This is a genomic window from Phaeobacter sp. HF9A, assembly GCF_011806385.1.
Lineage (GTDB): Bacteria > Pseudomonadota > Alphaproteobacteria > Rhodobacterales > Rhodobacteraceae > Epibacterium.
This window is the reverse complement of sequence record NZ_JAATOX010000006.1, coordinates 13,283-35,724: the sequence shown is the minus strand read 5'-3', so window position 1 is coordinate 35,724 and position 22,442 is coordinate 13,283. Positions and strand designations below refer to the sequence as shown.

The 22,442-nt window shown below is 62.9% G+C and carries 21 protein-coding genes; 8 read left to right on the top strand and 13 right to left on the bottom strand.

Annotated features, from left to right (window positions below):
* Positions 1-53 precede the first annotated feature (53 nt).
* Together mtgA and HCZ87_RS01975 are read left to right on the top strand one after the other, a co-directional pair.
* A complete protein-coding gene (gene mtgA, locus HCZ87_RS01980) occupies positions 54-794 on the top strand; it encodes a monofunctional biosynthetic peptidoglycan transglycosylase (RefSeq protein WP_167642095.1) in 741 nt (246 codons plus the stop codon).
* A 66-nt stretch (positions 795-860) separates the two neighbouring features.
* Positions 861-1,526: a glutathione S-transferase family protein gene (locus tag HCZ87_RS01975; protein ID WP_167642094.1), complete on the top strand. Its 666-nt coding sequence runs from the start codon at positions 861-863 to the stop codon at positions 1,524-1,526.
* 21 nt (positions 1,527-1,547) lie between these two features.
* On the opposite strand, the gene HCZ87_RS01970 is transcribed toward HCZ87_RS01975, so the two are convergent.
* From HCZ87_RS01970 to HCZ87_RS01945, 6 genes are all read right to left on the bottom strand, one after another.
* Positions 1,548-2,438, bottom strand: a complete 891-nt coding sequence (locus HCZ87_RS01970) for an SDR family oxidoreductase (protein WP_254868489.1) — start codon at positions 2,436-2,438, stop codon at positions 1,548-1,550.
* 171 nt (positions 2,439-2,609) lie between these two features.
* The gene (locus HCZ87_RS01965) at positions 2,610-3,398 is read right to left on the bottom strand and encodes a carnitinyl-CoA dehydratase (protein WP_167642093.1); all 789 of its coding nucleotides are present in this window, start codon (positions 3,396-3,398) and stop codon (positions 2,610-2,612) included.
* Entirely contained in the window at positions 3,395-5,434 is a 2,040-nt protein-coding gene (locus HCZ87_RS01960; RefSeq protein ID WP_167642092.1) for an acetate--CoA ligase family protein, read from the bottom strand. Before HCZ87_RS01960 ends, HCZ87_RS01965 begins: the two co-directional genes overlap by 4 nt.
* A 7-nt stretch (positions 5,435-5,441) precedes the next feature.
* Positions 5,442-5,756, bottom strand: coding sequence for a SelT/SelW/SelH family protein (locus HCZ87_RS01955; protein ID WP_167642091.1), 315 nt, complete (start codon positions 5,754-5,756; stop codon positions 5,442-5,444).
* A gap of 3 nt (positions 5,757-5,759) precedes the next feature.
* Positions 5,760-6,923, bottom strand: a complete 1,164-nt coding sequence (locus HCZ87_RS01950; protein WP_167642090.1) for an acyl-CoA dehydrogenase family protein — start codon at positions 6,921-6,923, stop codon at positions 5,760-5,762.
* A 28-nt stretch (positions 6,924-6,951) separates the two neighbouring features.
* Complete coding sequence (locus tag HCZ87_RS01945) at positions 6,952-8,145, bottom strand: hypothetical protein (RefSeq protein ID WP_167642089.1); 1,194 nt, start codon at positions 8,143-8,145, stop codon at positions 6,952-6,954.
* A 266-nt stretch (positions 8,146-8,411) separates the two neighbouring features.
* Here HCZ87_RS01945 and ade point away from each other — a divergent pair, with 266 nt between their 5' ends.
* The 6 genes from ade to msrA all read left to right on the top strand — a co-directional run bounded on the left by ade (position 8,412) and on the right by msrA (position 14,250).
* A complete protein-coding gene (gene ade / locus HCZ87_RS01940; protein WP_167642088.1) occupies positions 8,412-10,217 on the top strand; it encodes an adenine deaminase in 1,806 nt (601 codons plus the stop codon).
* Complete coding sequence (locus HCZ87_RS01935) at positions 10,210-11,676, top strand: AMP nucleosidase (RefSeq protein ID WP_167642087.1); 1,467 nt, start codon at positions 10,210-10,212, stop codon at positions 11,674-11,676. Before ade ends, HCZ87_RS01935 begins: the two co-directional genes overlap by 8 nt.
* A 143-nt stretch (positions 11,677-11,819) precedes the next feature.
* Complete coding sequence (locus tag HCZ87_RS01930; RefSeq protein ID WP_167642086.1) at positions 11,820-12,113, top strand: HU family DNA-binding protein; 294 nt, start codon at positions 11,820-11,822, stop codon at positions 12,111-12,113.
* A 137-nt stretch (positions 12,114-12,250) separates the two neighbouring features.
* Positions 12,251-13,153, top strand: a complete 903-nt coding sequence (locus HCZ87_RS01925) for a DMT family transporter (RefSeq protein WP_167642085.1) — start codon at positions 12,251-12,253, stop codon at positions 13,151-13,153.
* Positions 13,154-13,288: 135 nt separating this feature from the next.
* On the top strand, positions 13,289-13,735 hold the full coding sequence (gene msrB / locus HCZ87_RS01920; protein ID WP_167642084.1) for a peptide-methionine (R)-S-oxide reductase MsrB: 447 nt from the start codon (positions 13,289-13,291) through the stop codon (positions 13,733-13,735).
* A complete protein-coding gene (gene msrA, locus HCZ87_RS01915) occupies positions 13,735-14,250 on the top strand; it encodes a peptide-methionine (S)-S-oxide reductase MsrA (protein ID WP_167642083.1) in 516 nt (171 codons plus the stop codon). Before msrB ends, msrA begins: the two co-directional genes overlap by 1 nt.
* A gap of 61 nt (positions 14,251-14,311) precedes the next feature.
* On the opposite strand, the gene HCZ87_RS01910 is transcribed toward msrA, so the two are convergent.
* The 7 genes from HCZ87_RS01910 to HCZ87_RS01880 all read right to left on the bottom strand — a co-directional run bounded on the left by HCZ87_RS01910 (position 14,312) and on the right by HCZ87_RS01880 (position 22,439).
* Complete coding sequence (locus HCZ87_RS01910) at positions 14,312-16,318, bottom strand: hydantoinase/oxoprolinase N-terminal domain-containing protein (RefSeq protein WP_167642082.1); 2,007 nt, start codon at positions 16,316-16,318, stop codon at positions 14,312-14,314.
* A gap of 70 nt (positions 16,319-16,388) precedes the next feature.
* A complete protein-coding gene (gene queG, locus HCZ87_RS01905) occupies positions 16,389-17,435 on the bottom strand; it encodes a tRNA epoxyqueuosine(34) reductase QueG (protein WP_167642081.1) in 1,047 nt (348 codons plus the stop codon).
* 38 nt (positions 17,436-17,473) lie between these two features.
* Positions 17,474-19,402 (bottom strand): 1-deoxy-D-xylulose-5-phosphate synthase, encoded by a 1,929-nt coding sequence (gene dxs / locus HCZ87_RS01900; protein WP_167642080.1) that lies wholly within the window; start codon positions 19,400-19,402, stop codon positions 17,474-17,476.
* 28 nt (positions 19,403-19,430) lie between these two features.
* Positions 19,431-20,294: a polyprenyl synthetase family protein gene (locus HCZ87_RS01895; protein ID WP_167642079.1), complete on the bottom strand. Its 864-nt coding sequence runs from the start codon at positions 20,292-20,294 to the stop codon at positions 19,431-19,433.
* 6 nt (positions 20,295-20,300) lie between these two features.
* Positions 20,301-20,546, bottom strand: coding sequence for an exodeoxyribonuclease VII small subunit (locus HCZ87_RS01890; protein WP_167642078.1), 246 nt, complete (start codon positions 20,544-20,546; stop codon positions 20,301-20,303).
* Complete coding sequence (locus tag HCZ87_RS01885) at positions 20,543-21,469, bottom strand: histone deacetylase family protein (protein ID WP_167642077.1); 927 nt, start codon at positions 21,467-21,469, stop codon at positions 20,543-20,545. The genes HCZ87_RS01890 and HCZ87_RS01885 overlap by 4 nt, the downstream gene beginning before the upstream one ends.
* 88 nt (positions 21,470-21,557) lie before the next feature.
* Entirely contained in the window at positions 21,558-22,439 is an 882-nt protein-coding gene (locus HCZ87_RS01880; protein WP_167642076.1) for a delta-class carbonic anhydrase, read from the bottom strand.
* Positions 22,440-22,442: the final 3 nt, after the last annotated feature.

Below are 22,442 nucleotides of genomic sequence, written 5' to 3'. Positions count from 1 at the left end.
GCTTGCGGGTTTTCTCTGTTGGAGTGCCTCCAATCCCTGTCCTATAGAGGGGCATGGCAAAAGCAGCGCGCAAGAAAACACCCCGAACCTCGAAATCCAAAGCCGCGCGCTGGAGCCCTCGCGCCCTGTGGCTTCGGCTCCGTCGTTGGGTCTTGCGGGTGGGTCTGGGCGTTCTGGCCTTCCTGTTTCTGCTGATACTTCTGTTTTCGGTGGTGAACCCGCCGATCACCCACACGATTTGGGCTGAGAAACGCCGTCTAGGCGAGGTGGATCGCGAATGGGTCCCGATCGAGGATATTGCCCCGGTGCTGGCACGCTCTGTCGTGGCGGCAGAGGATGCGCGGTTTTGCGAGCATTGGGGGTTTGACGTTGACGCCATTCGCAGCGCGTTGGAGGCCGGTGCTAAACGTGGCGGCTCAACCCTGACCCAGCAGGTGGTCAAGAACGTTTTCCTCTGGCAGGGGCGCAGCTGGGTCAGAAAGGCGCTGGAAACCTTCATGACCCCGGTGGTCGAAGCCACCTGGAGCAAGCGCCGCATCGTCGAGGTTTACCTGAACGTGGCCGAGATGGGGGATGGCATCTTTGGGGCCGACGCGGCCGCCCGGCATTATTTCGGGGTGGGGCCAGAGGCGCTCAGCCCACAGCAGGCGGCGCTGATTGCGGCGCTTCTGCCGAACCCAAAAGACCGATCCGCGACCCAACCCGGCAAGTTTATGCGCAAAAGGGCCCGTCAGATCATGGATGGGGCCGCCACCATCGAACGCGACGGCCGCGCCGCGTGTTTCGAGCATTGATGTTTTTGTTCCGGCAAGGCATTGCTGGGTCTGCAAACCCCAACAAACGGAGAGCTCTGGACGCCCATGGCACGTCTCTATCATGTCCCCCTGTCCCCCTTCTGCCGCAAGGTCCGCCTGTCACTGGCTGAAAAGAAGATCGAGGTGGAGCTTGTCGAGGAACGCTATTGGGAGAAGGAGGCCGATTTCCTGCGCCGCAACCCGGCGGCCAAGGTGCCGGTGCTGCGGCTGGATGGGATGCTGATGGCCGAAAGCGCCCCGATCTGCGAATATATCGAAGAAACCCGCCCAGCCCCCTCGCTGATGCCCAAATCCGCCGAAGAACGGCTGGAGGTGCGTCGCCTGGTCAATTGGTTCGACGACAAATTCCACCACGAGGTGACCTCAAAGCTGCTCTATGAGCGGGTCAACAAGAAGATGACCGGCGAGGGCTACCCCGATAGCGGCAATGTCAAATCCGGCGCCAAGGCGATCAAGTATCATATTGATTATATGTCCTGGCTTCTGGACCATCGCCGCTGGCTGGCGGGGGACAGCATGTCCTTGGCGGATTTTGCCGCCGCGGCGCATCTCTCTTCGCTGGATTATATTTCGGATGTGGACTGGGATCGCTCTGCGGTGGTCAAGGATTGGTATGCCAAGATCAAATCGCGCCCGGCGTTTCGCTCCATCCTGGCGGATCAGGTGCCCGGGTTCCGCCCGCCGGCGCATTACGCGGATCTCGATTTCTAAAGGCTTCGACCTGAGCGCCCGTTAGAGCGCGGGCGGATCTGAGGGCGGCGTGAAGTTTTCCATGTCTTCGGCCGCCAGCACCGCCTGCAAACCGCTGCGATACTCCGGATAGAGCAGCGAGACGCCCAGCTCCTCCTTGATGCGGGTGTTGTGGACGCGCTTGTTTTCGCCGTAAAAACTGCGGGCCATTGGGCTCATGCCTGCCTCGTCAAAGGGCACTTCGGCGGGGACGGGCAGGCCAAGAAGCTCGGCAGCATAGCCCAGAACGTCCTGCGGTGGTGCGGGCTCATCATCACAGACGTTATAGATCGCGCCGGGATTTGGGCGCGCGATGGAGGCCATCAGAACCTGCGCAATATCGTCTACGTGAATGCGGGAAAACACCTGCCCCGGCTTCACGATGCGCCGCGCCTTGCCCGCCATCAGCTTGGCAAAGGGGCCGCGCCCCGGGCCGTAAATCCCGGCGAGGCGAAAGACATGCAGCGGCAGATCCGGCAGCGCCTGCCAGGCGGCCTCTGCCTGGGCACGCCACTCGCCGCGTTGGCTGGAGGGGAGGGCCGGGGTTGACTCGTCAACCCAGGCGCCATCCTGGTCGCCATAGACCGCAGTGGTGGAAAGATAGCCGAGCCACTCCAGGGTTGAAATCTGGGTGATCTGATCTTGCAGCGCATTGACCACGGGGTCGCCCTCGCTGGTCGGGCTGATGGAGACCAGGATATGGGTCACGCCGTCCAGCGGAATTGCCTCGCCGGGCCAGGTTACCAGCTCGACGCCCTGCATCGGCGCCGAGTCGCCGCTGTTTCGGGTGGTGCCGATGACCCGCCAGCCCTGATCCAGGAGCCGCGCGGCCAGCGCGCGCGCGGTGTAGCCAAAGCCAAGACAGAGGAGTGTTTTGCGTGTTTCTGTGCTCATGCGTCGGACCATGCGACCGGAAAAGCGCGGATGCAAGTCGAGAGCATGCCGAAACACGCCACTGACCGGATCAACATTACGTATTGCTGCATAAGATCCTGATTTTGGATATCATCTTGGCTTGGCTACGAAGATTTCGTCGGGGTGAAACGTCGCTTGGTCAATCATTCGTCAGCGTCCTTTCCAGACCGGATCTCGCTTTTTCGAGAAGGCCAGGGCGCCCTCGCGGTTGTCGTCTGAGCCATAAAGCACATCCACCGTCCGCAGCTGCCGACCGGTGATCCGGTTCATGGCGTCCTGAAATTTGGAATCCTCGGCGTCGCGCACGATTTCCTTGATTGCCGCATAAACCAGCGGCGGGCCGGAGGCGAGCAGACGGGCCAATTCCCGGGCGCGGTCCATCAATTGATCCGCCGCGACGATCTCGTTCACCAGACCCCAGCGATGCGCCTCCTCGGCATCAAACCAGCGCCCGGTCAGCAAAAGCTCCATGGCGATGTGATAGGGAATGCGCTTGGGCAGCTTGATCGAGGCCGCATCGGCAACGGTGCCAGAGCGGATTTCCGGCAGCGCAAAGGTGGCATGCTCCGCCGCAAGAATGAGATCCGCCGAAAGCGCCAGTTCCAGCCCGCCGCCGCAGGCAATGCCGTTCACCGCCGCAATCACCGGTTTGTTCATGTCGCGCAGCTCCTGCAAGCCGCCAAAGCCGCCGACGCCATAGTCGCCGTCCACGGCATCGCCCGCCGCAGCCGCCTTCAGGTCCCAGCCGGGGCAAAAGAACTTCTCGCCGCCACCGGTGAGAATCGCCACCCGCAGGTCCGGGTCGTCGCGAAAACCCAGAAAGGTCTCGCCCAGGATGCGGGAGGTCGCAAGGTCGATGGCATTGGCCTTGGGGCGGTCCAGTGTCACTTCCAGTATGGCGCCGTCGCGGCGGGTCTTGACGGGGGAGCTCTCGGTCATCGCAACAGGTCCTTTCGGCGTATCAACGCATCTGCCGCCACCGCATCCGTGGGCGTGCAGAGCAGCGGGTTTATTTCAATCTCTTCCAGCCCTTCGGCCTCGGCCAGCACATAGGCTTCCACCGCGCGGATGGCGCGCAGGATGGCCGCGCGATCCGCTGCCGGCGCGCCGCGATACCCGGCCAGCAGGGGCGCGATGCGCAGGCTGTCGAGGGCGGTATTCAGCATCTCGTCACTTGCGGGCAGCAGCAGGGAGGCCTGATCCTGCATGATTTCGGTCAGCGTGCCACCAGCGGCCAGGGTCAGCACAAACCCATGCGCCGGATCCTTGATCACGCCGATCAACAGTTCGGCGACCGCATCGGGGATCATTTCCTCGATGAGAAAACGATTGGTGGGCATGGCGACGGCGGCGTCGCTGACCTCCTGCCCGGAGCAGAGGTTCAGCTTCACCGCGCCGTCTTCGGTCTTGTGGGCGATGCCTTCGCCCTTGAGCACAACAGGATAGCCGATATCCGCCGCCACGGCGCGGGCGGCGACAACCGTGCGGGCCAGTTTGGCGCGCGGCACCCGGAGGCCAAAGCGGGAGAGCCAGGTCTTGGCCTCGCCTTCGGGCACCAGATCCGGGTCACTGTGCGAGGGGGTCGGCAGCAGCAGCGGTGGCGGGGTCGTTGGTTGGGCCGTGGCGGCCGCCTGGATCGCGGTCATGGCCTCCGGCAGGCCGAGCAGGGGCACCACGCCCGCAGCAAGAAGCTCTGCTGCCAGATCCTCGGGCAAGAGCTCCGGCAGGGTCGCAAGCAGGGCGATATTCTGTCCGGTCTCTGCGCGTGCAGCAATCGCGGCTTGCAGGGTGCAGGCCCAATCCGTGGTATCGCAACGATCACCACGCGGGAAATCCGCAATCAGGATGGTCAGCGCCTGCTGCGGATCCGCCAAGGCAGCGAGGGTCCGGGTGATCGCGGCCTGATCGCGCCAGATATAGGTGTGATAGTCGAGCGGATTGGCCAGCGCCACCATCGGCCCTAGAGCCGCACGCAGATCGTTCTGTTGGCGGTCATTCAGCGGCGGGAAGCTGACACCACGCCCATGGGCGGTATCCGCAGAAAGGCTGGCCTCGCCGCCCGAACAGCTCATCGTTGCGATCCGGGTGGAGGGCAGAGGGCCAACCACATGCAACAGTTTCAGCGTTTCCAGAAAGGAGGGCAGATCGTGGAGCCGGGGAATTCCGAGCCGAGCCAGCAGCGCCTGCGCCCCGGCGTCCCCCCCGGCGAGCGAGGCAGTGTGGGACAGCATCGCGGCGCGGGCCTGCGAGGATTGGCCGAGTTTGAGTGCAATAATCGGCTTGCCCAGCTGGCGCGCCTTGGCGGCCAGTGCCTCAAAGGCGCGCAGATCGCCGACCCCTTCGATGTGCAGCCCCAGTGCGGTGACGCGGGTGTCGTCCAGCAGCGCCTCGCCAATGGCGGCAAGGCCGGTCTGGGCCTGATTGCCGCAGGTGACCACATAGGCCAGTGGCAGGGCGCGCCGTTGCATCGTCAGGTTGAGCGCGATGTTGGAGCTCTGGGTCAGGATCGCGACGCCGCTTTCCACCCGCTCCCCGCCATGTTGATCCGGCCAGAGCAGCGCCCCGTCGAGATAGTTGATAAACCCATAGCAGTTCGGCCCGAGGATCGGCATCTCGCCGGCGGCCTCCAGCAACTGCGCCTGAAGGTCGGCCGCTTCTGCATCTTCGGCGTCAGACTCCATAAAGCCCGATGCAAAACAGACCGCACCACCGGCATCGCGCGCGGCCAGGGCGCGCAGGATTTCAACGGTCGTCACACGGTTCACCCCGATGAAGCTCGCGTCCGGCGCGGCGGGTAGGGCGCTGACATCACGGTATGCGGACAGGCCAGCGACCTCGTCGGCCGTGGGGTGGACGGGCCAGATATCGCCCTCAAACCCCATCTTGATGCATTGTTCGATCACCGCAGCGCACCAGGCACCGCCGCCAATCACAGCGATGCTTTTGGGCTGAAATAGCCTTTTTAGAGCCTGCATTTTGGGATCATTCACCGGAGCTATCGCGATCCAGATGACCAAGATCCTGGCCCGGGTTGATGATGTCACGCAGCCGGGTTTTCAGCTCTTTGACATCCGGAAAGCCACCATCCCGCTTGCGTTCCCAGAGCAGTTCGCCATCCACGGTGATCTCGAAGGTGCCGCCGATCTCGCCGGGAATCAGGGTGACGCCACCGAGTTGTTCCTGAAAGGTGGAGAGCAATTCCTGCCCCATCCACGCCGCCCGCAGCAGCCAGTTGCAGCCGATGCAATAGGTGATGCTCACGTTGGGTTTGTGCGGGGTGTGGGTGGTCTCGGTCATGGGTCAGCCTCCTAGCGGTCGCAGTATTTCGCGGCTGATGATATGCCGCTGAATTTCACTGGTTCCTTCCCAGATACGCTCCACACGCGCGTCGCGCCAGATGCGTTCGAGGGGCAACTCCTCCATCAGTCCCATGCCGCCATGGATCTGGATCGCCTCATCTGCAACCATGGCGAGCATTTCCGTCGCCTTGAGCTTGGCCATCGACATGTCGCTTTCGGTGACGCTGCCCTGATCGAATTTCCAACCGGCCTCCCAGGTCAACAGGTTCGCCGCTTTCAGTTCCGTCGCCATATCGGCCAACTTGAAGGAGACCCCCTGGAACTTGCCGATCTGCTGGCCGAATTGTGTGCGCTCTGCGGCATACTCCAGCGCATGTTGCAGTGCTCGCTCGGCCCGGCCAAGGCAGGTTGCCGCGACTTGCAGCCGGGTGGCGCCGAGCCAGGTGTTCGCGACCTCGAACCCTTTGTGCAGCTCGCCGAGGATGGCAGCGGAGGGCAGGCGACAGTCGTCGAATTCCAGCACCGCATTGCTGTAGCCGCGATGGGAGACGTTGTGATACCCCGCGCGCACCGTGAAGCCGGGGGTGCCTTTATCGACAAAAAAGGCGGTGATCTTTTTCTTCTTGCCGCGCGGGGTGTCCTCTTCGCCGGTGGCGACAAAGACGATGGCGAAATCTGCGATGTCGGCGTGGGAGATAAAGTGCTTGGTGCCGTTCAGGATCCAATCCTCACCCTCCTTGCGCGCAGTGGCAGACATGCCGCGCAGATCGGAGCCAGCGCCGGGTTCTGTCATCGCCAGACAGTCCCATTTTTCGCCCCGGATACAGGGGAACAGATATTGCTCTTTTTGGGTCTTGGTGCCAGCCAGCAGGATATTCGAGGGACGCGCAACGCCGGTCCAGTGCAGCGCATAATTGGCGCGGCCGAGTTCCTTTTCATACATCAGCCACGTCAGCGTATCGAGGCCCGCCCCGCCGACCTCTGCGGGCATATTCGCAGCGTAAAGCCCGGCGTTGATCGCCTTGGCCTGGATCTCTTTCACCAGGTCCATATCAAGATGGCCGCTGCGCTCGATTTCCTGCTCATGCGGATAGAGCTCCTTTTCGACAAAGGTGCGGGTGGTCTCGACGATCATCCTTTGTTCATCTTTCATGCCGAAATGCATCGGAGCTCCTTTCCTGAAGCAGAGTCGCCTAGTCGTGTTGCCGCGTGGTCATCCATTGGTTCAGTCGCCAGACACCCCAGGCCAGCGGGATCGCGCCAAGGCCGCCGATCACATAGGCCAGCGGTTCATCGGCGAAGCTTTCAAACATCTGTGTGTAGAAATGGATCGCGGCAAAGGTCAGGGCGGTGTTGAACAGCCCACGCTGGTTGCGCGAGGCCGCCCAGAGGATCATCGTCACCAGCGCGCACGCCCAGATCACCGAATAATGCAGCTCGGACAGGGTGAGCGCATGGGAACGAAAGGTGTCGCGCGCGGCGCTGTAGGTCTCGTAGTCCTCCCAGCCGGTAGTATACCGCCCGGGCCCCCAAAGGTGTTCGCCCACCACATCGCCCCAAAGCGCGCCGACCAACGCGCATAGATTGGCCACGATAAAGCCAAGAATGGCAAGGATGCGCAGATGGCGGGCATCGCGCTCCGGCAGATGCGCGGCTCCCCAGAGGCACAGCGCCACCAGGAGCGCCATTTGCAGAATGGTCAGCGTCGGCTCTGGCGAATAAAACGCATAGAGGGCGTGAAAATAGGCGGTTCCGGTTTCCAGGATCTGGGCGAAGGGGATCAGCGCCAGCGCTGTCACCAGCCGGACGTTCAACTGCCAACCCGCCAGCGCCAGCGCGGCGGCGTAATAAAGCAGCAGCAGATTGCGCCAAGGCCCACCAAGATCATATTGAACAACCAGAAATTCCAGGCCGCCGAGATGCATCAGCAGCCCCATCAGCAGCGCAGTGCCCAAGACGAAATGCGCAGACCATGCGCCGGTGCGCCAGCGCCAGAGACAGATCAGCGCCACCAGCAGCCCGGTGAGTGCCAAGATCCAGCCCGCCAGATCCTCATGCTTGTCGATCAGCTCCACAGTGGCGCCGCCGAGCAGCATGCCGATACCGATCAGCACCGCAGAGTTGCCAAACATCGCATAGGTGGCTGACCCGCGCGCCAGTACCGCCAGCCCGGCCCCCAGCATCAGCGCCCCGATTACCGCGACCGCGACGGGGTTTGCCAGCCAGACGATTAAACCCGCCGTGGCGGCAATGATGCCAAAGCAGAGGATGGCATTGACGGCCAGGGACATCATCACCTCGCGCGAGCGCGTCTCCAACACTTGCGCCTGCTCCCGGGTCAGGGTGCCATCATGGACCAGCGCCTCGGTATCGGCGATTACATGCATTGGGGCTCCTCCCAGCCACTTGGATCTGTGCGCAGGATGAGCGTTTTACGGGCCAGTGAAAAGGCCGGGAAAACCAGATCGTGGAGATTGGCTCCATTGGGCGCCTGAACTAGGCTCTAATATGGTTGTTTATGGCTGATCGCTCGGGATGTGGCGATGGCAAGGACATGCCGAATAGCCGGAAATATGCCTCTGTGCGTCATGGTGACGTTATGATCGCGGATTAGGGGTCTTGCACCCCTGCGTGCAATCAATAAGACTAGGCCATGACACATTCGACTTTCCCTAGCTGGCCCGACGTCGCTTCCCAATTGATCGAAACCGCAGCCGGGCGCGCGCCCGCGGATACGGTGATCCGTAATGGCAAATGGGTGAATGTGCACACGCGCGAGGTGCTCGACGGGCATGACATCGCGATCCGCGCCGGGCGCATCGCCTATGTCGGACCGGATGCCTCATATTGCACGGGGCCCGACACGCAGGTGATCGAGGCCGAGGGGCGCTATATGGTGCCCGGCCTTTGCGATGCGCATATGCATATCGAGAGCGGCATGCTGACTCCGGCGGAATTTGCCCGCGCGGTTATTCCGCATGGCACCACCAGCATGTTCACCGACCCGCATGAGATCGCCAATGTGCTCGGCCTTGAAGGTGTGCGATTGATGCACGACGAGGCGCTGTTGCAGCCGATCAATATCTACACCCAGATGCCCTCCTGCGCGCCATCCGCGCCGGGGCTGGAGACCACCGGCTATGAGATCTCGGCCGAGGATGTGGCGGAGGCGATGACCTGGCCCGGCATTATCGGCCTGGGCGAGATGATGAACTTTCCCGGTGTCGCCAATGCCGACCCAAAGATGCTGGCAGAGATTGCCGCCACCCAGCGCGCGGGCAAGACCGTCGGTGGCCATTATGCCTCGCCCGATTTGGGGCCGGATTTTGCCGCCTATGTTGCCGGTGGTCCGGCGGACGATCACGAGGGCACCTGCGAGGCGGATGCGATCGCGCGAATGCGGCAGGGGATGCGGGCGATGGTGCGGCTGGGCTCAGCCTGGTACGACGTCGAGGCGCAGATCACCGCGATTACCGAAAAGGGCCTCGATCCGCGCAACTTTATCCTCTGCACCGATGATTGCCATTCCGGCACGCTGGTGAACGACGGTCATATGAACCGGGTGGTGCGCCACGCCATCGACTGCGGCTGTGATCCGCTGATCGCGCTTCAGATGGCGACGATCAACACCGCGACCCATTTCGGGCTGGAGCGCGAAATCGGCTCCCTCACCCCCGGTCGGCGGGCGGATGTGATCCTGACGTCTGATCTGAGCAGCCTGCCGATCGAGCTGGTGATCGCGCGCGGGCAGATCGTGGCGGAAGCAGGCTCTATCAAGGTGGATTGCCCGCATCTGGATTGGCCGGACGCGGCCCGTGGCACCGTGCATCTGGGCCATGAGCTGAGCGCGACGGATTTTGAACTTGCCGCACCAGAGGGCGCGAATGCGGTCACCGCCAATGTTATCGGAGTGGTGGAAAACCAGGCCCCGACCAAGGCGCTGAAAGCCGAGCTGCCGGTCAAGGATGGGCTGGTCGAGGGCGTGGGCGACGTCTGCCAGATCGCACTGGTGGAGCGGCATCAGGCCACCGGTGGTGTCACCAACGCCTTTGTGTCCGGCTTTGGGTATCAGGGCAAAATGGCGATGGCCTCCACCGTGGCGCATGACAGTCATCATATGATCGTGGTTGGCACCGATCGGGCGCAGATGGCGCTGGCGGCGAACCGGCTGGCCGAGGTCGGCGGCGGCATCACCCTCTATCGCGACGGCGAGGAACTGGCGCTGGTGGAGCTGCCGATTGCCGGGCTGATGTCGGATCGCCCCGCCTCCGAGGTGGCCGCCAAGGCGCAAAAACTGGTCGAGGCCATGCAGGACTGTGGTTGTCGGCTCAACAATGCCTATATGCAGCACTCGCTTTTGGCGCTGGTGGTGATCCCGGAACTTCGGATCAGCGACCTTGGCCTTGTCGATGTGCGAACCTTCAAGAAAATTCCAGTAATCGAGCCGTTCAATGAGTGATATCAAGACCCCCAGCCTTCCCGCCGCAGAGAGCTTTACCGATCCCAAGGCCGCCGTGGCCCGGCTGATCGAGCTTTATGACGCCGCAACCAGTTTTCTGTGCGATGAGTTCATGGCTGCGATGCGCGCGGGCGCTGCCCCGGGCGGGCGTGTGCGTGCCTATTACCCGGAGGTACGCTTTACCACCACCACCTATGCGCAGGTGGACAGCCGGTTGAGCTTTGGCCATGTGGCCGATCCCGGCACCTATGTCACCACCGTGACGCGGCCCGATCTGTTCCAGCAGTATCTCGAACAGCAGATCGGCCTTTTGATCAAGAACCACGATCAACCGGTGGTGATCGGTGTTTCCGACACGCAGATGCCGGTGCATTTTGCCGTCGCCTCCCGGCCCGGTCTGACAGTGCCGCAGGAAGGGGCCGCGCGGTTCCCGCTGCGCGACGTTTTTGACGTGCCGGATCTGGCGACCACCAATGACGATATCGTCAACGGCACCTTTGTGCGGGAAAACGGTGTCGGCCCGCTGGCGCTGTTTACGGCCCAACGGGTCGATTATTCGCTGGCGCGCTTGTCGCATTATACCGCCACCGAGCCGGAGCATTTCCAGAACCATGTGTTGTTCACCAACTACCAGTTCTATGTGACCGAGTTCGAGGCCTACGCCCGTGCCCAGCTTGCTGACCCGGAGAGCGGCTACACCAGCTTTGTCTCGACCGGCAACGTCGAGATCACCACGGCGGACGGCCAGCTGCCCGACAGCCCCAAGATGCCACAGATGCCGACCTATCACCTGAAACGCCCGGACGGGAATGGCATCACGCTGGTCAATATCGGTGTCGGACCTTCCAACGCCAAGACCGCCACAGACCATATCGCCGTGCTGCGCCCGCATGCCTGGCTGATGGTGGGCCATTGCGCGGGGCTCAGGAACTCTCAGGCGCTGGGGGATTTCGTGCTGGCGCATGCCTATCTGCGCGAAGACCACGTGCTGGATGACGATCTGCCGGTCTGGGTGCCGATCCCGGCGCTGGCGGAAATCCAGGTCGCGTTGGAGGAAGCCGTGGCAGAGGAAACCGGGCTTGAGGGGTATGATCTCAAGCGCATCATGCGCACCGGCACCGTCGCCAGCCACGACAACCGCAATTGGGAACTGCGCGACCATTCCGGCCCGGTCCAGCGGCTCAGCCAGTCCCGCGCGATTGCGCTGGATATGGAAAGCGCAACAATTGCCGCCAACGGCTACCGCTTTCGGGTGCCCTATGGCACGCTCCTGTGCATCTCCGACAAGCCGCTGCATGGCGAATTGAAACTGCCGGGCATGGCATCGGACTTTTATCGCACCCAGGTGTCAAAGCACCTTCTGATCGGGATCAAGGCGATGGAGCGACTGAGGACAATGCCACTGGCGCGGCTCCACAGTCGGAAACTGCGCTCGTTTGACGAAACGGCCTTCCTGTAATCGCGAAAATATGCTGTTTTCCACGGAAAATCACTTGATTGGCGCTTGATCTTCGGCGCTACGCGTTGTGTTGTCCCACAACATAACGCTAATGTTACGCGATGAGGCCCCAACACGTCGGGCAGTTTCTAGGAGAGATAAAAATGTCCAAACCGATGACCAAAACTCAGCTTGTGGCAGCGCTGGCCGAGGAAATGGGCAGTGATAAAAAAGCTGCGGGCGCAGCGCTGGATGCCGTCTGCAACCTGATCACCCGTGAAGTGTCCGGCGGCGGTGCCGTGACTCTGCCGGGTGTTGGCAAAATCTATTGCCGCGAGCGTCCCGAGCGCGAAGTGCGCAACCCGGCCACCGGTGAAAAATTCATGAAAGAAGCTGACAAGGTCGTGAAAATGACCATCGCCAAAGCGCTGAAAGACAGCGTAAACGGCGAATCCTGATCCATCTGTTGATCCGGCGACGGTTTCGGGGCTGCCCAATTGGGCGGCCCTTTTTGTTTGTACCAATCCCCTTCTGTGCCCTGTTCCTCCGGCTGAGACGCCGCTAGTTTGCCGCGACGAAAACGAAAGGGTGTTTCATGGATTTCCGCGCGATTGCGATGGGGCTGACCTTTGCCCTGATGTGGTCTTCGGCCTTTACCTCGGCCCGGATCATTGTGGCGGACGCATCGCCGCTTTATTCGCTGGCATTGCGCTTCTTAGTGTCCGGCTTGATCGGGGTCGGCATTGCGCGCCTGTTGGGCCAGACCTGGCGACTGACGCGCGGGCAGTGGAAGGCGACGATCCTGTTCGGGATCTGCCAAAACGCGCTCTATCTCGGGCTGAACTTCGTGGCGATGCAATGGGTGGAGGCCTCGCTGGCGGCAATCATCGCCTCGACCATGCCCTTGATGGTGGCGCTGGCCTCGCTGGTGATCTTTCGGGAAAAAATCCGCCCGCTGGGGTTGCTTGGCCTGGCTGCGGGCGTGGCGGGCGGGGGGCTGATCATGGGGACGCGGGTTGGGGCTGGGGGCGGGCTCCTTGGGGTGGGGCTCTGCGTGATCGGGGTGCTGGCGCTCACCACGGCGACACTGGCCCTGCGCGGGGCGACCTCGGGCGGCAATTTCATGATGGTCGTGGGCTTGCAGATGCTGATCGGTGCCGCGGTGTTGTTTCCGGCGGCGGGCCTGTTTGAAACCTTCCGTGTGGATCTGAGCTGGCCGCTGGTGATCGCCTTTGCCTATACCACGCTGGTGCCGGGGCTTGCGGCGACGCTGATCTGGGTGATGCTTCTCAACCGGATCGGCGCGGTTCGGGCCGCCACCTTCCACTTTCTGAACCCGGTTTTTGGCGTGGCGATTGCCAGCGTGCTGCTGGGCGAGCACCTCGGCCCGTTGGATGTGGTCGGTGTGGGTGTGGTGACGCTGGGTATTCTTGCGGTACAGCTCTCACGCCAGCCGCGCAGGTCAGCGTTGCCCGGCTCTGTTGCGATCAACGCCTGACGGCCGAACCATGGCGCATATGCTCAGTTTGCCGCGCCGGGCCGATCACATTTGGGCTGAACCCTGCGGTGCGGGGTTTGACAGCGCCGCCCCAGACCCCATCTTAACCTCTAGAAAACCAGCTGTGAGGGCCTCATGACCACATATTTCAAGAACCCGGATGCCATTGCCGCGCTGACGGAGGAGGAGTTCTATGTCACCCAGCAGGCTGGCACCGAACGCCCCGGCACCGGCAGGCACTTGGGCAATAAAGAGCCGGGGATCTATGTCGATATCGTCTCGGGCGAGCCGCTCTTTGCGTCATCCGACAAATACGAATCCGGCTGTGGCTGGCCGAGCTTTACCAAGCCGCTGGAGCCCGCCCATGTGCAGGAAATCGAGGACCGCAGCCTCGGTATGATCCGCACCGAGGTCCGCTCGACCCATGGCGACAGCCATCTGGGGCATGTGTTTCCCGACGGGCCTGCCGACCGGGGCGGACTGCGCTATTGTATCAACTCGGCGTCGCTGCGGTTCATCCATCTCGATGATATGGAGGCCGAAGGCTATGGCGCCTATGTCAATCAAGTGGAGGGTCAGTGATGGTCCAGAGTGAACGCGCCGTCCTTGCTGGGGGCTGTTTTTGGGGCATGCAAGAGCTTGTTCGGACGCGCAAGGGCGTGCTCAGCACCCGCGTGGGCTACACCGGTGGCGACGTGCCCAACGCGACCTATCGCGACCATGGCACCCATGCCGAAGGGATCGAGATCATCTTTGATCCGCAGCAGACCTCTTATCGCGAGTTGCTGGAGTTTTTCTTTCAGATCCACGATCCCACTACGGTGAACCGTCAGGGCAATGATGTTGGCATGAGCTATCGCTCCGCGATCTACTACGAGGACGCGCGGCAGAAGCAGATCGCAGAAGATACCATCGCCGATGTGAATGCCTCCGGGATCTGGCCGGGCAAGGTGGTGACCGAAGTCGAACCCGTGGGCGCGTTCTGGGAAGCCGAGCCCGAGCATCAGGACTATTTGCAACGGCTGCCGAATGGCTACACCTGCCATTTCCCGCGCCCTGACTGGGTGCTGCCCAAACGGGTCGTTGATGTCGAATAGGCCTTGTTAGAGCCTGATATCTGCACCCCGATGCACCCGCTGGGGCATCGGGGCACGGAGATCAATCATGCGCCACGCGCGGGCGGCCGCTGGCCTCCACGGTCAGCGTGGCCTCGACAAAAACCTCGCGGGCCTCGACCTCGGCGGTACGGATATCGTGGTTGATGTGAACATGGATGTCCCCGGCGCCAGCGGATTCGGCGGCGGCGACGGCCTCTTTCTGCAGACTGGCCTCTAGGGCGGCGATGGCATCGGCAGAGGTTGCGAAATCCTGCGGGCCCGTTTCAAAATGCACCCGGAACCGTCCCTCGGCGGGGGTGGTCACGGTGCCGCTGCGGCGCTGGGTAATGCGCCCGACCACAGCTCCGATGGCATTGGCAACCCCAGCGTGCTCCGGCAGGATCATGGTGCAGTTCAGCCGCTCACCCACCGCCGGGTAATAGCTGGGGGCAGAGGCGCCAAGCCCGATCACATCGACATTCACGCGCGCCTCTATTGCCAGCAACCCGTAGTATCGAGACAGGCCTTGTTGCAGCAGCACATGCCGCGCCAGCGTCTTGGCATCGCCTCCGAAGGTCGCGTGTTCTTCTGCAAAAACAGACTCTAACAAGGTCAATGCAGTCTGTTCCGTCAACTGATCCACGATCATCTGGGCAAGAGCCTCGGCGTTCTTGGCGATGGGATCGCCGCTGCCGACCCGGCGTCGGGCAAAGATGGTGAGCGCTTTTTCCGCTGCATCCCGGTCCCAGGCCGCCACCCGGCCCAGCACATGGCTGGCGTCCGAAGGGGTGACGCCGGCGACCTGCACCAGACCCCGATCCACCAGCCGGTTGAGCGCGCCCTGCTCCATCCGCGTGCGCAGAATATCCCCCATGGGACGGGTGTTGGTGCCAATCCGGGCCAGCAGAGCGGCCTCGCGTTCCGAAAGGCCGGTGGCGATCTGGCCAATCACCGCGCGAACAAAGCGACCATCGTATTCGCCAACCACCGGCGCGTTGATCTGCGCATCCAGCGCGGCATGCACGACCTCAGGCGCCTCCGCCGCGATGAGCGACACCGGTAGCACCCGTCGTGGGCCCAGAGTGATACCACCAGCAAGCCCCTCGGTGTTCAGATGCACCTGACTGTCACCGCCAAGCCCGGTGGTGCGCATCGCGACCGCCTCGACCATGGTGCGAAAGCCGCCGACCTCGGCGCCCGCCGCGTCAATCTTGGGCAGGCCGCGTTCGATCAGGGCCACATCGGTGGTGGTGCCTCCGATATCGCTGACCAGCGCGTTCTGAGCCCCGGTCAACCAGCGCGCCCCGACGATGGAGGCCGCGGGGCCGCTGAGGATGGTCTCGATCGGGCGGCTGCGGGCCTGTTCGGCGGACATCAGCGCGCCATCGCCGCGCACCACCATCATGGGGGCCTCGATGCCAATCTGGGTCAGCGTATCCGCCGCGCGATTGATCAAACGGTCGATCATACCGATAAGCCGCGCGTTCAGTACGGCGGTCAGGGCGCGTTTCGGGCCGTTCAGCTTGGCGCTCAGCTGATGCGAGCAGGTGACCGGCGCGCCAGTGCGTTCCTGGATAATCCGGGCGACCTCCAGCTCATGTGCCGGGTTGCGGGTGGCAAAGACCCCGGCGACGGCAAAGCCGCTCACCCCGGCTGATTCAGTCTCTAAAAAGGCGATCAGGGCCTCGGTATCCAGGGGATGGGCCTCATTTCCGCTGTGGTTGTGGCCGCCTGCAAGGATCAGCGCCGGGTCGCCTTTCAGTGCCTCGCTGAGGCCGTGACGCTCCAGATCCTGCGGGGCGAAGCCGATGTAGATCAGCGCCACCCGCCCGCCCTGACCTTCGACCAGCGCATTGGTCGCCAATGTTGTGGAGAGCGCCGCGAGCGAGATGTCAGAGGGCGCAACGCCGGATTGCTCCAGCACCGCGCGTACGGCGCCGCCGACCCCGATCGCGAGATCCTGTCGGGTGGTGAGCGATTTGGCCGAGGCGATGACCTCCTCCTCGTCGCGGATCAGGACCGCATCCGTATAGGTGCCCCCGGTATCAACCCCAAGCAACAGCGCCATTTTGACCTCAAATCTTGTTCACGCGCCCTCGGGTTTAGCGGGTTTTGGGCCAAGGTCCACTCTGTTTGCGTCATTCCGGCAGGCGTTGCAGGGCCCAATGCGCCGCATCCGCGACGGTGGGGTCGGGATCATTGCCGAGGTTCGCCGCCAGGGGTCGCAGCGCAGCATCGCCGGAATTTCCAATCGCATAGAGCACATTTCGGATGAAGCGGTCCCGCCCGATGCGTTTGATCGGCGAGCCGGAAAAGCGTTCGCGAAAGGCGGTATCATCAAGCTGGGCCAGCTCCGCCAAGGGCGGTGCGACGGTGCCCTCCCGCGCGGCATAGCGCATGTCCGATGCCGTGACGGCGAATTTATTCCAGGGGCAGGCGGCAAGGCAATCGTCACAGCCATAGATGCGATTGCCGAGTTTATCGCGCAGCTCCTCGGGGATCGGCCCTTTGTGTTCGATGGTCAGATAGGAAATGCAACGTCGCGCGTCGAGCTGGTAGGGTGCCGGAAACGCATCGGTGGGGCAGGCGGAAAGGCAGGCACGGCAGGAGCCGCAGCGATCCGCCTCTGGCGTATCAGCGGGCAGCTCAATCGTAGTGAAAACAGAGCCTAAAAAGGCCCAATTGCCCCAATCACGGCTGACCAGATTGGTGTGCTTGCCCTGCCAGCCCAGTCCCGCGGCCTGTCCCAGCGCCTTTTCCGGCACCGGGGCGGTATCCACAAAGACCTTTACCTCTGTCGTCTCGCCCGCCTCGGCGATCAGCCAGCGGGCCAGTCGTTTCAGCCGTTTCTTGACCAGGTCGTGATAATCCTTGCCGCGCGCATAGACCGAAATCGCGGCGCGGTCGGGCAGGCCGACGACTTCCATCGGGTTCTCATCCGGGGTGTAGCTTTCGGCCAGCATCAGCACAGAGCGCGCCTCGGGCCAGAGCGCTGCCGGGTTTTCGCGCCAGTTGACCCGCTCCGCCATCCAGCACATCTGCCCGTGATACCCGGCATCCAGAAAGCCGCGCAGCCTGTCGGGGACCTGCGGCACATCCCAGGGCCGGCATATCTTTGCGGCGACAAAGCCCTCAGCCCGGGCCTGCGCCAGCAGCCGTTGTTTCAGATCCTCAGGGTCGGTCATGGGCTCCAGCCTAGCCGCTGCGGGCGGCGGGTCAACGCTCAGGCCCGCTGCGCGCCGATTTGCGTGACGCCCAGCACGTCGAGCACCTTGGCCTCGATGTGTGAGGCGTTCATGGCGGCGGTGGCATACATGTCGGCGGGGCTGGACTGGTCAATAAAGATATCCGGCAGCACCATGGAGCGGAACTTCAGCCCGTCGTCAAAGACAGCCTCGTCGCTCAGCAGCTGCGCCACATGCGAGCCAAAGCCGCCCACTGCGCCCTCTTCGATCGTGATCAGCGCCTCATGCTCGGCGGCAAGCGCAAGGATCATCTCGCGGTCCAGCGGCTTGGCAAAGCGGGCATCGGCGATGGTCGGGGTGATGCCCTTGGCCGCGAGCGCTTCGGCGGCCTTGCGGACCTCGCCCAGACGGGTGCCAAAGGACAGCAGCGCCACGCGCGCGCCCTGCTGGATCATCCGGCCCTTGCCGATTTCCAGCAGTTCTGCTTGCTCGGGCATCTCGACGCCCTCGCCCTCGCCACGCGGATAGCGGAAGGCGATGGGGCCGTCGTCATGGGCGGCGGCGGTGGCAACCATATGTCTCAGCTCTGCCTCGTCGGCGGCGGCCATCACCACCATGCCCGGCAGGTTGGTCATAAAACCAATGTCAAAGGATCCCGCATGCGTCGCCCCATCAGCGCCGACCAGCCCGGCGCGGTCGATGGCGAAGCGTACCGGCAGGCGCTGGATCGCCACATCATGCACGACCTGATCATAGCCCCGTTGCAGGAAGGTGGAATACATCGCGCAGAAGGGTTTCATCCCACCGGCGGCCAGTGCGGCGGCGAAGGTGACGCCATGTTGTTCCGCAATGCCAACGTCAAAGCAGCGCGAGGGGTAGCGTTCCGCCATCAGGTTCAGCCCGGTGCCATCGGGCATCGCGGCGGTGACGGCGCAGATCTTGCTATCCTTGGCAGCCAGATCGACCAGCGTCTCACCAAAGACCGAGGTATAAGCGGGCGCGTTGGAGGGCGTTTTCTTTTGCTCCCCGGTCACCATGTCGAATTTCGCGGTGGCATGGCCCTTGTCGCGGGCGATCTCGGCGGGGCGATAGCCTTTGCCCTTCTTGGTCAGCACATGGATCAGGATCGGCCCGGTGGCGCGCTCCTTTACCGTGCGCAGGACCGGCAGCATTTCGTTCAGGTCGTGACCGTCAATCGGCCCGATGTAGGAAAAGCCCAGGGATTCGAACAGGGTGCCGCCCATCGCCATGCCCTTCAGCATGTCCTTGGCGCGTTTGGCACCCTCGCGGAAGGGTTCCGGCAGCAGCGAGACCGCACCTTTCGCGGCGGCTTTCAGGTCGTGAAACGGCGCCTCGGTGTAAAGATGGCTGAGGTAGGAGGACAGCGCCCCCACCGGCGGGGCGATCGACATTTCGTTGTCGTTGAGGATCACCACCAGCCGCTTGCCCAGATGACCTGCGTTATTCATCGCCTCAAAGGCCATGCCAGCGCTCATCGCCCCATCGCCGATCACCGCAATCGCATCGCCGAGGCCCTCCTCGGTGACGCCGCCCAGATCGCGGGCGACAGAAAACCCCAGCGCGGCGGAAATCGAGGTGGAGCTATGCGCGGCGCCAAAGGGGTCATAGGCGCTTTCGGAACGTTTGGTGAAACCGCTGAGCCCATCCTTCATCCGCAGGGTGCGGATGCGGCCGCGCCGCCCGGTCAGGATCTTGTGCGGATAGCACTGGTGCGACACATCCCAGATCAGCTTGTCCTTGGGCGTGTCAAAGACCGCGTGCAGCGCCACGGTCAGCTCCACCACGCCAAGGCCCGCGCCAAGGTGGCCGCCGGTCACCGAGACGGCAGAGATGGTTTCTTGCCGCAGTTCATGCGCAACCTGCACAAGCTGCGCATCCGACAGCCGTTTCAGGTCGGCGGGTGTTGCGATCTGGTCAAGGAGCGGGGTTTGCGGCCGGTCCGTCATAGTGTTCCTGGCTCCTGTTGGCGGCGTATCAGCTATCGCGCGAGATAACGAAGCGCGCGGCGTCCTTCAAGGTCTCGCCTGCCATACCATAGGGCGTCAAAGCCTCGCAGGCGAGATCCACCAGTTCTTGCGCGCGGATCTTGGCGTGGTCCAGCCCCAGAAGCGAGACAAAGGTCGCCTTGCCCGCCTCGGCATCTTTGCGCACCGCCTTGCCGACGGTGGCGGCGTCGCCCTCGATGTCCAGAATGTCATCGGCGATCTGAAACGCCAACCCCAGCGCCTGGGCATAGTGCCGCAGGGGCGCCGGGTCGTCGCCTGCCAGAATTGCGCCAGCACAGGCGGACCATTCGATCAGGCAGCCGGTCTTGCGGGCCTGAAGGGTGGTGATCTGATCCAGGGTCAGCGGCGTTGCGGCGCTCTCGGCGGCGATATCCATCATTTGCCCTGAAACCATGCCGTCCTTGCCCGCTGCCTGCGCCAGGCTGCGGATCAGCGGGATCGCATGGGGGCCGAGCGAGTCCTGGGCAAGCCGTTCAAAGGCAAAGCTCTGCAAACTGTCGCCCGCGAGCACGGCGGTGGCCTCGTCCCATTTGCGGTGAAGGGTCGGCTGACCGCGACGCAGATCGTCGTCATCCATGCAGGGCAGATCATCATGCACCAGCGAATAGGCGTGAATGCATTCGATCGCCAGCGCCGCCTCCAGCGCTGCGGCGTCCGGCACGCTATGCAGGCGCGCACTTTCCAGCACCAGAAATCCGCGCAGCATCTTGCCGCCGCGCAGGGCATAGGCCATCGCCTGATGCAGCTGATCTGTCTGCCCCAGGCAGCTGCCCATATGGGTGGAGATCTTCGCCTGCGCCTGCGTCAGCGCGGCGGCAAACCCTGCCGACATCTGCGTTTATCCCGCGTCGAGCGGTTGGGTGCCGGTGGCTTGACCATTGGCATCAAGGGTAATTGCGGCGACTTTTTCTTCGGCCCGCTTCAGCTCGTCCTCGCAGCGCTTTTTCAGCTTGGCACCGCGATCATAGAGATCGATGGATTTATCCAGCGCCACGTCGCCGCGCTCCAGCTGGTCGACGACACGCTCCAGCTCTTTCATCGCCTGTTCAAAGCTCATTTCTTCGACGGGGGTTTCACTGGTCATGTCGCGGCCTTTATCAATTCTTCCACATGCGCCTTGGCGGCTTTGCTCAGGGCGTTCAGATCATATCCGCCTTCCAGAGTCGAGACGATACGGCCCTGACACAGCTCCTTCGCCAGCGCGCAAAGCTGTGCCGTCAACCAGCGAAAATCCTCTGTCTGCCATTGCAGCTGCGCCAGCGGATCGTCTGCATGGGCGTCAAACCCGGCAGAGATGATAATCAACTCCGGCTTGAAGGCGCGCAGCCGGGGAAAGACCTGTTCGCGATAGATCTCACGCATCACCGCGCCGTCACTTTCGGGGGGAAGAGGCAGGTTCATCACGTTGCCAAAGGCCCCGTCTTCCTCCGCAGCGCCGGACCCGGGCCAGAGCGGCATTTGTTGCGAGGTGACCAGAAGCGCGCGTTTCTCATCCCACAGCAGATCCTGGGTGCCATTGCCGTGGTGAACGTCGAAATCGACCACCGCGACGCGGCTCAGCCCGTGATGATCCAGCGCGTGTTTGGCCGCGAGGGCGGCAGTCCCGAACAGGCAAAATCCCATCGGCGTGTCGGTTTCCGCGTGGTGGCCAGGTGGGCGGGTGGCGCAAAACGCATTGTCCGCCTCGCCGCCCATGACCATATCCACTGCCCGCACCGCGGCCCCCGCCGCCCGAAAGGCCGCGTCAAGCGAGCCCGGCGACATCCAGGTGTCAGAGTCCAGTTGTTTTTGGCCCTCCGCAGGCAGGGCACGGCGCAGCTCCGCTAGATAGCTGGCGGGATGTATGCGCAGAATGTCATCCTCGGCCGCCATCGGTGCGGTAACGCGCGTCAGATCCAGCCCCTCAAGCGCATGCAGAACATGCTCCAGCCGTGCGACCTGCTCCGGGTGGCCGGCTGGGGTTTCGTGACGCAGGCAATCGGCGTGGGTCAGGAGCGTGGTGGTCATATCACTAGGGTCCCTCTGCGGGTTGGTTTCATGCCGAACTTTTGCAGCCGCAACACGAAAGCTCAACCCCGGGGGCGTGGAGATATGCCTAATAGTGGATTGGTGCCAGCAGCTCCGGCGCGGTCACGAGTTCGCGCACGCCGTGACTGTGGTTTTCCCCAAACACATTGCCATTTGCCGCCCAGGAATTGATCGAGGAATAGGAGAGTTTCGCGCAGGAGGGGCGCACGCTCCAGGTCACTTGATAGGGTGAGCAGGTGCTTTCGGTATAGCTTGGTCCGGTGGTGGAGCCGCGAAACACCACGGGCGCGCCGGTGCCGGTTGGCAGGGATTGCGGCTGATGCAGGCCGTTTTCCATATGTCCGGCGTAGGCGAAGTCGTGAAAGTTCAGCGCGTCATCATCATTCACCACCAGGAACACCTGGCTTTCCACCCGCAGGGTGGGGTTGGCGCAGCTGTCGCTGACACAAGAGCCAAGGCCGTGGCCGGGGGTGACATTGCAAGAGGTATAGACCCAATGCACCTCGATCGTATCGCCGGGATGGATCCCCTCAAACGCGCCATGGCCGCCGGTCGGATCAATCTGTTCCTGAATGCTCAGGTCCCGGGTTTCATTGCACAGATAGCCGCCCGCCTTGCTGCCGCCTGCGGGCTGAGAGAATCCGGGGCCTTTGTGTTCGGCATTGGTGTGGGTATGGATATTACAGAGGTTCATCGCTGCCGGTGGCGGCGCCATGGCAAAGCTCGCTGTATTGGCACCGGCAAAATCGCCAATGTCGCGGGGGGTTTGAGGTCCAAACCCATGGCAAATCCCGCCATTGGTTGCGGCGGATGTCGTGTCGGCGCTGGCATGGCTCGTCGCTGCTGCGCCGTGCCCGTCAGAGGCCTGCGCCGCGGTGTTCGACAAAATCCCGACCAGAAAACTTGCGATGACCCATTTGCACAGAGTTCCCCTTGCCCCAACTGTCATTGC